Here is a 13,122-nt window from a genome sequence, read left to right as displayed (position 1 = left end):
TTGATAAGCTCAGTCTCCTTTAAGAATATGGATGCCTGGAAATTCAGACTTCTCCTCGGTGTAAAACTTCTTATCACTGCGGGCTTGATTTACTATTTAAATGCCCGTTTCAGTGACATCTCTCTTGCAACTTTTCTTAGTATAAAATCATCCCTGCCATTTATAGTTGCTGTTTCATTGGTCCCACTAAATTTTTATCTGCAATTTAAAAAATGGAAATTAATCTGCGACTTCTCGTATAAACCGCAAAAGAAGAGCGATGTTTTTATCTCGATTCTTACGGGTATAAGTACAGGACTGTTGACTCCCGGCAGGTTAGGTGAATATCCGGGAAGGGCTTTTCCGCTAAAAGAAGTAAGACTTTCTGAAGTGACGGCTGGAGCAGCAATTGACAAACTTAATTCGCTGCTGGTTATTCTGATTGGCGGATCATTTGCTGCAATCATCTTTTTGAACCGGATTTATTCCGTCGATACTAATCTCACTGTTTCTCTTCTGTTTCTGCTCACAGGAGTCTATCTAATGCTTCTCTATTTGATGCTTTCACCTGAGTTTTGGAGAGGTTTTATTGGGGATCAAATCAGCAAGTTTAAACTGGTGGAAAAATATTTTCTAAATTTCAGATCGATAGGTCTCTTTCACAGGGGAACATTCGCAAAGAATTTTGCATTGTCTGTGGTAAATTATTTTGTTTTCTCGACTCAGTTTTTTCTGCTTCTGCTTTCCTACTCATCCATCGAAGAAGTTTCGGGAGCAGTTATGGGTATTGCGCTGGTTTTTTTCACAAAAAGCATTATACCGGGAGTGACATTTGGTGAGATTGGGATACGAGAGAGTGCTGCAGTATTTTTTATCGGACAGTTTGGGGTAACTGCAGGCGCCTGCTTCAATGCCGCACTTATGCTTTACACTATAAATGTTTTGATTCCGGCAATACCGGGAGCCATCTTCATCTTCAGAAAAAAGAAATAATCGGGCTTGGAACCCCTTCTCGCCTTTTTCATCTTTACACTGTTATTTTATCTTTTTTTTCTGGGAAGAATTAAGAGGGGGATATCGAAGGTCAAAAAACCGGTCGATTTTTCATCCGGTACTAAATCTGTAACGGTTTTAATTCCTTTTCGAAATGAGGCAGCAAATTTACCCGGTCTGATACAGGATATCATCGCGCTGGACATTGAAGATATTGAATTTGAAGTAATTTTGGTGAATGACCACTCTGACGATGACTGGACTGCAGCAAAGGCAATCGTTTCCGAACATCCCCGAATAAAATTTATAGATCAAAAAAACGGAGTTGAAGGGAAGAAGAAGGCGATTGAACTGGGAGTATCCCTGGCAAGTGGTGAGTTGATTTTAATTACTGATGCTGATTGTCACTTGAATCGAGGCTGGGTCAGATCACTTGTTTCAAGGTTTGATGAAAAAACGGGATTTGTTGCTGGAACCGTCAGATACCGGGCGGGCAACAGTTTTTTTGAGAGATTTCAGGCGCTGGAATTTGGTGGTTTATGGCTTGCAGGTGCTGGACTGGCAGGTTCGGGAAGTCCTGTGATTTGCAGTGCTGCGAGTATGGCGTTCAGGAAAAATCTATTCTTCAAAGTGGATGGTTTCCGGGATAACATCCAATTCGCATCCGGGGATGACGAATTTTTGATGCGTGCAATCCACAGACTCGGATATGATGTAAAGTTTGTTCTTGAAAAAGAATCAGCGGTTGAAACGAACCCCGGAAGCGATATAAAAAGTTTTGCGGAACAGAGGAGCAGGTGGGCGAGCAAAAGTTTGTTTTACGAAGATTTTGCACTTGTTGCTCAACTGATGATCATTTTTTTCTTCTATCTTTCGCTTATGGTCGCATTGCCTTTAATGGTTCCTTTTGGGGAGCCTTTTGCAGTCTATTTCCTGTGTTCCCTGCTCTTGAAATCAATGGCAGAATACAGAATATTAAGAGAGGGGGAGGGGATTTTGTATCAGAAAGTTACCGCCGGATTTTTGATGAAGGCGGAGCTGGTGCAGATTCCTTATATCCTCTACGCTGCTATTTCAGGCGTGTTTGGAGGATTCAACTGGAAGGGAAGGGAGTACAAAAGATGAAGCACCCTAAGTTTTGGTATGTTCCTCCGACGGGGTTAAGGCGAATTTTCCCTGAAGTAATTTGGACAACTGCCCGTGACCGGATTTTGATAAGCTTTGATGATGGACCAACTGACTTTACCCATTCATTGCTCGATAAACTCGACGACCTCTCAATAAAAGCCCTCTTTTTTCTTCGGGTAGATGAGGCGGTGGAGAACAGATATGTGGTACAGGAGATAATCAGGAGAGGGCATTTGATAGGCAACCATTCACTTACTCACAGGAAGTTGCGTTTTGCACCATTCCCCGTATTGCTGGAGGAAGTGGTTGAGTCGAAAAATATCCTTGAGGACCTGACAGGAGTTGCGATTGAATATTTCAGACCCCCCTACGGCGCATTCGATCCCAGAGTGCTGAAATACATAAAAAATTCAGGTCAAAAGTGTGTCATGTGGGATCTTTTGAGTGGGGATTATGAGGGCGATTCTAATCTTTCGAAGGAAATAATTAACAAATATTTGAAACCGAATTCTATTGTGGTTTTTCATGATAATGCAAAAACTCACAATTTTTTACTGACATTATTAAAAGAAACGACAGATATTGTTGCGAATAAAAAGTATCATACAGGAGCCCCCCGGGAATGTTTGAACTGATTGCCCTGATTGTTGTGGCTTTGTATGTTTTGCAGACACTTCTGTATGTGGTTGCTACATACAGGAAATTTCCGAGGTTGTCTGAAGACGAGCTTCCTACAGCCTCGGTAGTGGTTGCAGTGAGGGATGAAGAGGCAGTAATAATTCGTTGTCTGAATGCACTCGATAAACTTGAATACCCTCAAGGGAAACTCGAAATCATCATAATTGATGATCATTCCACTGACAAAACAGGGCATTTGATCAAAGAATTTATTAGGGACAGACCAAGGTTCAAACTTGTTGAGGACCAGGAACCCGTTGCACATCTCCGTGGAAAGTCGAATGCACTGGTTCAGGGATTGAAGGTGGCAAAGGGTGAAGTGATCCTGACGACGGATGCCGACTGTAAAGTAAATCCGTTGTGGGCTAAAACAATGGCATCCTACTTTACAAAAGATACAGGTTTGTGTGGTGGAATGACATGTCAGGAGACAGGTAATCCTTTCAAGGGGATGCAACATCTTGATTTTATGTATCTTCTTGGAGCGGGCTCCGGTACTGTAAATGCCGGGATTCCCCTTAGTGTAATAGGTAACAACATGGCTTATTCCCGCGCTGCATACGACGAAACAGGCGGATACGAGAGCATGCCTTTTAGTGTTACCGAAGATTCGCAGTTACTAGCAGCCATTTCAGCATTAAAAAAATACAAGATTATTTACCCTCTCGATAAGGATGCTCTCATTGAATCTTTGCCGGTAGAGGGTATCCTGCAACTTTACAAACAAAAAAAGAGGTGGTCGATTGGCGGGCTGAATGTACCACTTCATGGAATTGCAGTTTTGGTTACTGCTTTTCTGGCCCATCTGCTTGCAGTTGCCATTCTACCGTTCTTTACCTCAACAGGTTTAACATTAATTGCCTCAATCATATCAGTTGACCTCATTTTCCTCACCTCAGTGGTTTACAGACTTAAACTTCTATCCACGATTAGATACTTTCCGTTTTTTGAGCTTTACTATTTTGTGTATGTGATTACATTTCCTTTTATACTCCTTTTTTCAAAGTCGGTTGAGTGGAAGGGGCGTCAGTTCTAACCGAAATTAATAGATATGATTTCTTATATTTGATGTTGGTATTTTATAAAATAAGAAATGTAACAAATATTGAAATCGTACAGGATAATTCTGGCGGTTGCCCTCTTTTCCACTCTGGTAACTGCACAATCGTACAAAATTTTTCCCGGTGACCTGAACATACAACCATTTACTTCCAATTTCCTGGAACCAAGGATGGGTGTCTTCTTTCAGTCGGGACAGAATGATTTAAGACTCGACATCGGTGCTTCAAAAGATATTTTTCACAAAGAGATTTCCAAAGGCTTTACGCTTTCGACAGGAGCCGATTTTTTCACCTACACCAGACTAAGAGGTGAAGCTGACTTTCACTTTCCCGTCGATGCGGTTGATTATCTTTTCGGCTTAAACATCGGTTTGAAAAAGGAATTCCCGTCAGGAAATGAGGCAGGTGTACGACTCAGACTGAGCCACATAAGTGCTCACTTTGTTGATGGTCATTTCGATGGATCAACCAGGCAGTGGCGTGATCAGAGATTCCCCATCGTCTATAGTCGTGAATTTTTTGAGTTGATGAGCTACTACCGTTTTGGTGATCTCCGTGTATATGCAGGAGCTACACATCTTTTCCATGTTGATCCAACGGAAATAAAACCTTGGATATTGCAAGCCGGATTCGATTCCTACATACAATCTCTTTCATTTGGCAATTTTTACCCGTTCGTTTCATACGACTACAAACTTGCGTCTACAACTGCTTACAATTCAAATCACACCGCACAGTTTGGAATCAAGTTTGGTAAGCCCGAAGGGAGTGGTCTCCGTCTCGTCTTTACACTTTTCTCCGGAAAAAATGTACACGGTGAGTACTACGATTTAAATGACGAATATTTTTCAACGGGCGTTACAATAGATTTTTAATAATGAGCGAAACAGACAACGGAAATATTAACAACATGGAAGAGAGTGCCTTCCGGGTTTATGTTGTACCTTTGCTCCTTTTTGTAGCAACTTTTGTTACCACCACGATAGCCGGAGCATTTTGGGTCGTATCACCCAGTACAGGGTTGGAAGTGTCGCAAATAGCCGAGGGATTGCCCTACTCACTGTCGATCCTCGCAATTTTGGGATTCCATGAATTTGGTCATTTCTTTGCGTCAAAGTATCACAATGTGAAGGCTACTTTTCCTTACTTTATTCCTTTCCCCACCATTGCGGGTATGCTCAATTTCGGGACGATGGGTGCCGTGATAAAAACAAAAAGTCCGATATACAGCAAAAAAGCCCTTTTTGACATAGGAATTGCGGGTCCGATCGCCGGTTTTGTTATTTCGGTAATAGTATTGATTTATGGATTTCAGAACCTGCCGGGGAAGGAATTCATATTGAATATCCATCCCGATTTTGACCTTCCAAGTTACGGAGAGGGTGGTTTGTCGCTTGCATTCGGAGAAAATCTGCTTTTTATTCTATTCAGAGAGCTTTTTGCCAATTCACCGGATGGATTTATCCCGCCGATGAGCGAGATTTATCATTATCCCTATCTTTGTGCCGGTTGGTTTGGATTGTTTGTAACAGCTCTAAACCTGCTACCGGTTGGTCAGCTTGATGGCGGACATATAATTTATGCAATGTTTGGCGAAAAAGCACAGGAGAAAATTGCCTGGGTGGCGATGTTTTTCCTCCTTATGGCAGGTGGGATGGGAGTGATAAATCAGTTTTATGATACAGGCATTACGATTGGCTGGACCGGCTGGTTTCTTTGGGCTTTGCTTCTCTATTTTGTCATCAAAGTTAAGCATCCACCCGTTTATGATAATACACCGGTCAGTATTGGACGACTTTTAGTCGGTTATTTTGGAATATTGATATTTATCCTTTCGTTTATACCGATGCCGTTTATAATAGGGCCGGGTGTATTATAAATTCCTGCAACTCTAATTACATATTTTTAGAGAAGTATTTTTAAGATATTTGCTGAAAAATTCAGAAACAAGATGAAAAAAAGCATAGCAGCCATTGCGCTGATATTATTGTTGAGTGGATGCGAGAAATCGTTCAATAACCTGGTCGATCCCGTTCCCGCTCAATATTCCGTTCAGAGTGTCGCCAGATACGACACATTGATTTATAATTCGACAGATTCACTCGTGAAGTTTTACATCCATCTTGGATATAACTCAGCACCGGGAAGTGTTTATATGAATCTTTACAGCCCTGGTGATATAAAAGTGAATTCCACACCCTATTACCTCGTTGATAACGGCAACAAAGAAGCCGGTGATGAAACAGCAGGAGACAAGATATTCTCAATCAAGGTACCGATGAGCTCGAAACTTCTTTCCGGTGAGTATCGTACCGAGTATTTTGCATCAGATCTTGAGGGAACGGGTTACCGGTTATCAGTCAACAAGTTCGTTTTCGACAACGGTGCCGCCAATCAGGAGCCGGTTATAAGTGATCTTGTTGCACCCGATACGCTTACAGTTTTGGATACTACGGTTTTCAGACTGACAATGAAAGCAATTGATCCCAACGGGAAACAGGATCTTGCACGGGTTTATTTTGTGGTTACCCGTCCTGACGGCACTTCAAACAATGCCGCACTTCTTATGTATGATGACGGAAATTTCAGGGATCACGGTGATGATGTTGCTAATGACGACATCTACTCAATTATTGTCAGTGTCTTCTCTACAAATCAAAAAGGTGAATATACCTTCACATTTAATGCAGAAGACCGCGGGAAAAAGAAAAGTTTACCGATAATTAAAAAGATTGTGATAAAATAGATGACAAGATTAATGAAAACTCTTGTTCTGATTTTTGTTTGTTTGACATATTCAGTATTTACTCAGGAAAGTCCTTTTTCCTTCAAATTTAAGGATTCACCTTCGGTGATTACATATTCATCCTCCGAGAATCCCGCTTCGAACAGCATTAGTGCCATGCTGGTTCAGGGAGATACGATCTGGCTTGGGACGTCGAGAGGACTTAGCAGATCAACTGATAAAGGGACAACCTGGAGAAACTATTATGGTGATCCTGCATTTGGCACAGAAAATGTTTCGGCAATTGCATGGGACAAGTACAGAGGCATACTTTGGGTGGCTACAGCACACTCGGTTGAAAGGACGGGACAGACACTTCCCGAGGGAAGCGGATTAAGATATACTTCTGATGGAGGAGAGACTTGGCAATCAGTATCACAACCCTTGGACAAAGATGCGGATACCGTGATTGTTTACGGTAACAACAGATTGAGAGCACTTCCGGTTACAGTCGCGATTCAGAATATTACATACGACATTGCAATCACACCCGGCACTGTCTGGATATCATCTTTTGCAGGCGGGTTGAGAAAGTCAACTGACCTCGGTGCAACCTGGTCGAGGGTTGTTTTGCCTCCCGATTTTCTCAATTCAATAAAACCTTCGGACAATCTAAATTTTTGTGTCTCTCCCGTACCCGGGAAATTTTGCAGTGAGGGGTATCTTAACTATCGTGCATTCAGTGTTATGGCTGTAAATGATACTGTTATATATGCCGGAACTGCAAACGGAATCAACAAGTCGACCGATGGTGGAATAAGCTGGGTCAAGTTTAATCATCAGAATCAGGTCAATGCAATGTCAGGAAATTTTGTTGTCGGCCTTGCCTGTAAACTCGGGACCGACGAAATATGGGCAGCTACTTGGAAAGCAGAGGACCTTTCGGAATCATACGGTGTCAGTTTTTCGCCTGACGGTGGTGCCAACTGGATTACGAGTCTGGACGGTGAAAGGGTGAATAATTTTGCGGTATTTACCGACAAAGTGGTGGCTGCAGCAAGTGGTGGACTGTACAAATCGAATGATTATGGAAAGAACTGGTATTCACCGGGTAACATCGTTGACAGTGACTCGAAACTCTCGCTGAAATCAAAAACTTTTTATTCGGCAGCATGGGCGGAATCGGGAATAGTGCTCTACATTGGTACATCTGACGGACTGGTCAGGAACAGTGGTTTCACAGGTGTCTGGCCAGATAAATGGAAACTCTATTTTGCATCCCAGCAACTTGAGTCGAAAGAAGATTCATATGCATTCCCTAATCCGTTTTCTCCAAAAACTGAGCAGGTAAAAATTAAATATTCAACCGGCGGAAAAGAGTTGAATGTTACAATCAGGATTTTTGATTTCGGAATGAATTATGTGAGAACAGTAATTCAAAATGCGCCGAGAGGAAATCCGGTTCATTCAGTTAACACTTCAGGTACACCGGGAGTAATCGATTTTTGGGACGGCAAGGATGATAATGGCAAGGTAGTGCCAAATGGAGTTTATTTCTACCGTATAGATGCCGGAAGTGAAAAACCTTTGTTTGGAAAGATAATGGTGTTGCAATAATATGAAGATCAGAAAATTAGTATTTTTAGTTGCACTTCTCATTTTGGTAACATCAGTTGATGCTCAGAGAAAAATGAGCGACATTTCCTCAGCGCCCGGTGCTTTCAGCCGAATTGGTTTTGGTGCCAGAGGTATCGGTATGGGTAATGCATTAAGTACGGTAAAAACCGGGAATATCTTTACCTATTACAATCCTGCACTTGCGGTATTTCAAAACGACAATTCATTTAATGCACAATATACATTTCTGGGTCTCGACCGTGCATTAAATTTTATCAGTTTTACCAGAAGGTTCGATTTCTACGGAAAGAATGATACCATACCGGGGGAGAGGGTCCCAAGATCGACGGCCGGTGTTTCAGCGGGTTTGATTAACGCCGGTGTATCCAATATCGATCAGAGGGATAACCAGGGCTTCAAAAAAGGAACTCTTTCGACTTCAGAGAATCTTTTCTATCTTTCGCTCGCTAACAAGTTTTCGGAAAAATTTGCAGCCGGTGTCACAGCAAGATTTTATTATTACAAATTGTATGAAGAGGTGACAACCACAAGTCTTGGATTCGATGTGGGTCTTATATATACGATTACACCTGAACTTGCGGTTTCATTCGTCCTGAGCGACATTAACTCGCAGTACAAATGGGACTCTGCCCCGATTTATGGTACCGATGGCGGTGCAACTAACGACAAGTTTCCTCTTTTCAAGAAGCTTGGTGTGAGTTATCTTTACAAACCGTATAATTTGCAACTCGCAGCGGAATTTGCATCAGACAATTATGGAACAAATTTAATCAGATTCGGAGCTGAATACAATATTTATGAAGGGCTCTTTCTGCGAGGGGGTATCGATAACTGGTATCTGAGCAATGGAGATGATCCCGTCAAGCCCTCATTGGGTTTTTCTTACTCGAGACAGGTCGGAAATTTCAGGGTTGGATTTGATTACGCCTTTCAGGTGGAACAATACTCGTCTTCAGACAGACATATAATTGGCCTTAATTTCATTTTTTAAGACTGCAACAATGAAAAAACTTTTTTTAATTCTCTTTATTTTATTTGGTATCCTTGACATTCATTCACAAACTGCTGGTAACTCCGGGCTCTCTTTTTTAAAGATCGGTTCGGGTGCCCGAAATATTTCCCTTGGGGATAATGGAGCAGTTTTCGCGAATGATGCCTCTGCCATATTCTATAATCCCGCAAATATTGGCAGCAGTTCCGGTCCTGAAGTATCCTTCACGCACAATGAATGGATACAGGGAGTGAAAACAGAAATGCTGGCAGCCCGCTTTTCCTTGTTTGGACTGAAAATGGGAATTGGTATAAACTCAACAAGGGTTGGTGATATCGAGGTAAGGGAGAGACCGGGAGCGGCACTTTCAACATTTACTGCTGATTTCTATGCGGTATCACTTGGGACCGGATTTAAAATTTCTGACAGGATTGATGCCGGTTTTGCTGTAAAATACCTCTATGAAGGGATGTTTTATGAGGATGCAACAGGGTTTGCAGTGGATTTGGGTGCTAGATATTCCATCTCTGACAAAATGTTCGCAGTAGTTGCCCTCAGGAATCTCGGTACGATGAATGAATTGAAAACTACCGCAACAAAACTGCCTGCCGATCTGAGAATTGGTGGCGGATACAATTTTGAGTTACCCGACAATAAGCTTGCTTTCAACGCCGGACTTGAAGTTCAAAAATACCTTGCCACTGATGACATTCATGTAAATTTTGGTGCAGAAGTGTTATACGATAATCTTATTGCTCTGCGGCTGGGTTATCAAACCTTGTATGAATCAAAGGGTTTTACTTCCGGGCTCGGAATTTACTGGAATAAATTTGTCTTCGACTACGCCATATCACCATTCGGTCAAAATTTGGGAATGGGTCACACTTTCTCAGTTAAGCTTGGATTCTAATTAGAACACAAACCGATTTTGCAGGTATAAAATCCTGTTGCAATTCTAACACTAGTATTTAAGGGCTGTAGTAATTTTCAATTAATTCAACAATTTACTTTAATACTTAATTACCAATTCATGACAAAACGATTAGTTCTACTATTGGTTATATTTTCAGGTCTTTTTGAAATTAATTTTGCTCAGACCTGGGGAACTATAACAACAGGAAACGGTATTCCGGACAACCAAATCAGGTGTATTACTTCTGCACCTGACGGTAAAGTCTGGGTAGGTACCAGAACAAGAGGAGTTTTTGGAATTGATGGCACTTCAGTAATTGCCTTCCCAAAAAACTCAAGTTTACCCACGACAGGCGGTAACTTTTACGAAATAACAGCCATTTCTTATATCGATGCAAAACTTTATATAGCAGTAAAATCATCGGCATTGCTTGGCGGACTTTATGTGTACGAATTTGCTTCAAATACAATTACCTGGATTGGTACATTTGAAATTGTGGGCAGCAGTGACATAAATGTCTTTTACAAAGCAAGCAATGGTGTGATCTATGGGGGCTCGGGAACGGGACTCTTCAAACGAATAGCTGACAACAACTGGACCCGGATAGGGGGCGGATGGTGTCGATCAATTGCTGAGAATTCACTCGGACACATTTATTATACAACTTTCGACAGTCTTTTTGTCTACAATGGCGTAACAAAACAAGGCTTGAAAAAAGGGTTGTTTTACAGTGTGGCGGTTGATAACAATGATGTGGTCTACGCGTCCTCTGACATTGATGTGTTCAAGTATGAAAACAATACCTTTACCCCGATGGGATTCAATGGCTATACAAAAAGCATGGCAAAGGATCTCAATGGGAAAATCTGGGTTGCTTCTTCGAGTACAACAGGAAGTTTTGGGGTTAAAGTTATATATAATGGAAATGTAACTTCTTACACTCCCTCAAACTCACCCCTTTTGAGCACCGATATGACTGCTGTTGCAGTAAGTGCTGACAATAAAAAGTGGATCGGGCACTACAGTTCCGGCATAAATACAGTTCTCGATGCTGCAGTGGTTTTGCCGGTTACGATTTCTCCAACTTCCGTAAACACGACTATGGGTTCTCTGATTAAATTCAAAGCCGGGTATGGAGTGAAACCGTATCAATGGAGCGTGAGTCCTGCAAATCTTGGTGTTTTCGAAACCACGGGTGACTCGGCAACCTTCAGAGCAAACTCTGCAGGAAGTGGTAACATAATCGTAAAAAGTGCGAATGGGTCTGATTCCGCTCTTGCCTCGATCACAATAGCAGACACGAATATTATTTTGAAACTCCCTCCGACAGGTCTGACCGTTACAAAAGGGAAATACGCCGACAGAATAGATGCCTCCTGGGTAATGCCGGGTGAGTTTGATCAGAATTTTGAAGACGGTATTCCCGAGGGATGGAGAGTTACTCCTCCTGCAGGAGAAGGAACTTACTGGGTTGAATCCGGTTTTCTTCCTCATGGTGGAAACAAATGTATTAAATTTGATGTCTATTCACCCGGAGCCCCAAAGACAGACTGGCTGATTACTGAAAAAGTACACATTTCACCCGAAAAACCAAATCTGACTTTCTATATCAGAACGGCATACGCTTTTGGTAATCCGCATACGAGTTTTGTAAAGCTTTCCACTACCACTTCAGATACGGCTGCTTTTACAACTGTAATCAGAGCACTTGATCCGCAGTATCTTGCTGACTCTAATCTCGTTTGGCGACCTGTTTCAATTGACCTTTCTTCATACATTAACAGGGATGTTTATTTTGCTTTTCAGGCAAAAGCAGAGGATATTATCATCTACCTCGATGATGTAAAGATGTCAGGACAACCCGGACTAACTGCAACAGGAAGGGCTGTCAGAAGTTTCAGATTGTACAGGTCAGAGTCTCCTGTCAGTGTACAAAACCAGAACAATCTGATAATGGATCAGCTTGTAACTACATTTAGTTCGATGAATGTACCTCCACTCGTAAATTATTATTACGGAGTTTCGGCGGTTTATGATTCAAGTTATGAAACATCTATTACTCCGGTAAATTTCGGGATCGCCTATCAACAAAATGACTCAATTATTCTAAATCCTGCATCATTGTCAGCTCCGGTTATCGACGGAGAGGTGACTGATACCGAGTATGGTGATGCAACAAGAATAATTCTTACCAGAAATGGTCACTGGGGAAGTGTGTACACCAAAGTTGCCGGAACGAAACTGTATCTTGGTTTCGATCTTTTTGGCGACTCCACACTTTCGACTGATGATTTCGTAACATTTGCCTTCGACAAAAACAGGGATTTCAGTTATCAGGACTCCGTGGAGGGTTATTTCAGAGTAAGAAGGGATGGAACGGGTCTCGAACTTGCATATTTCCCTTACAGTGCAGGCGTTGGTTTTACCCAGGGATTCCTCAATCCCTCCGGACTTGAAGCTGCAGCAAAATCCACAGCGGGTGCAGTGCAATTTGAAGTAGCGATTGATCTGTTAAGTTCAGCACTAAAATTGCCAGTGAACGGAAAAATTGGAGCTTATTTTGGAGCATTTGATGTAAACAAAACGAGAGAGAGTTCATGGCTGGAACGACTCCTGGCAAAAGAATATTCTGTCGCCGGGTTTGGTTCAATTACTATACCACTCCCAAGCTCGACCGGGGAGAGTGATAACCTTCCGGCAGAATTCTCATTGCAGCAAAACTATCCAAATCCGTTTAATCCATCCACCGTGATCAATTATTCAATCGCAAAGGCGGGAGTTTATTCGTTGAAGATATATGACATTACAGGCAAAGAGGTTGTTAGGCTTTTTAATGAGCAAAAACAATCAGGTGTCTATACTGTTGATTTCAATGCGACCGGATTTGCGAGTGGAGTCTATTTCTACGAACTTTCAGGCGAGAATGTAAAGATCAGCCGAAAGATGACCCTGGTAAAATAAGAACTTCGGAACCCCGGAGCCCCCGAGGAACTGAGGTCTGAGACATTAATTTAAT

General features: G+C 42.0%; 11 protein-coding genes. All 11 read left to right on the top strand.

Annotation, left to right across the window (positions count from 1 at the left end):
* The 11 genes from J0L60_10855 (at nucleotide 1) to J0L60_10805 (ending at nucleotide 13,067) form a co-directional block, all read left to right on the top strand.
* Nucleotides 1–972, top strand: a complete 972-nt coding sequence (locus tag J0L60_10855; protein MBN8546615.1) for a flippase-like domain-containing protein — start codon at nucleotides 1–3, stop codon at nucleotides 970–972.
* A 6-nt stretch (nucleotides 973–978) separates the two neighbouring features.
* A complete protein-coding gene (locus J0L60_10850; protein ID MBN8546614.1) occupies nucleotides 979–2,097 on the top strand; it encodes a glycosyltransferase in 1,119 nt (372 codons plus the stop codon).
* Nucleotides 2,094–2,735: a polysaccharide deacetylase family protein gene (locus J0L60_10845; GenBank protein MBN8546613.1), complete on the top strand. Its 642-nt coding sequence runs from the start codon at nucleotides 2,094–2,096 to the stop codon at nucleotides 2,733–2,735. Before J0L60_10850 ends, J0L60_10845 begins: the two co-directional genes overlap by 4 nt.
* The gene (locus J0L60_10840; GenBank protein ID MBN8546612.1) at nucleotides 2,723–3,814 is read left to right on the top strand and encodes a glycosyltransferase; all 1,092 of its coding nucleotides are present in this window, start codon (nucleotides 2,723–2,725) and stop codon (nucleotides 3,812–3,814) included. The genes J0L60_10845 and J0L60_10840 overlap by 13 nt, the downstream gene beginning before the upstream one ends.
* Nucleotides 3,815–4,009: 195 nt before the next feature.
* Complete coding sequence (locus tag J0L60_10835) at nucleotides 4,010–4,714, top strand: DUF1207 domain-containing protein (protein MBN8546611.1); 705 nt, start codon at nucleotides 4,010–4,012, stop codon at nucleotides 4,712–4,714.
* A 146-nt stretch (nucleotides 4,715–4,860) separates the two neighbouring features.
* Nucleotides 4,861–5,718, top strand: a complete 858-nt coding sequence (locus tag J0L60_10830; GenBank protein ID MBN8546610.1) for a site-2 protease family protein — start codon at nucleotides 4,861–4,863, stop codon at nucleotides 5,716–5,718.
* 72 nt (nucleotides 5,719–5,790) lie between these two features.
* Nucleotides 5,791–6,585 (top strand): hypothetical protein, encoded by a 795-nt coding sequence (locus tag J0L60_10825; GenBank protein MBN8546609.1) that lies wholly within the window; start codon nucleotides 5,791–5,793, stop codon nucleotides 6,583–6,585.
* A 12-nt stretch (nucleotides 6,586–6,597) separates the two neighbouring features.
* Nucleotides 6,598–8,181, top strand: coding sequence for a hypothetical protein (locus tag J0L60_10820; GenBank protein MBN8546608.1), 1,584 nt, complete (start codon nucleotides 6,598–6,600; stop codon nucleotides 8,179–8,181).
* A gap of 1 nt (nucleotide 8,182) precedes the next feature.
* Nucleotides 8,183–9,193, top strand: coding sequence for a hypothetical protein (locus tag J0L60_10815; GenBank protein ID MBN8546607.1), 1,011 nt, complete (start codon nucleotides 8,183–8,185; stop codon nucleotides 9,191–9,193).
* Nucleotides 9,194–9,203: 10 nt separating this feature from the next.
* Nucleotides 9,204–10,103, top strand: coding sequence for a PorV/PorQ family protein (locus J0L60_10810; GenBank protein ID MBN8546606.1), 900 nt, complete (start codon nucleotides 9,204–9,206; stop codon nucleotides 10,101–10,103).
* A gap of 120 nt (nucleotides 10,104–10,223) precedes the next feature.
* The gene (locus J0L60_10805; GenBank protein ID MBN8546605.1) at nucleotides 10,224–13,067 is read left to right on the top strand and encodes a T9SS type A sorting domain-containing protein; all 2,844 of its coding nucleotides are present in this window, start codon (nucleotides 10,224–10,226) and stop codon (nucleotides 13,065–13,067) included.
* The last annotated feature ends 55 nt before the right edge of the window (nucleotides 13,068–13,122 follow it).

Source organism: Ignavibacteria bacterium, from assembly GCA_017302895.1.
In the GTDB taxonomy this organism is placed as follows: domain Bacteria; phylum Bacteroidota; class Ignavibacteria; order Ignavibacteriales; family Ignavibacteriaceae; genus UTCHB3.
This window is presented reverse-complemented; position numbering and strand designations above follow the sequence as displayed.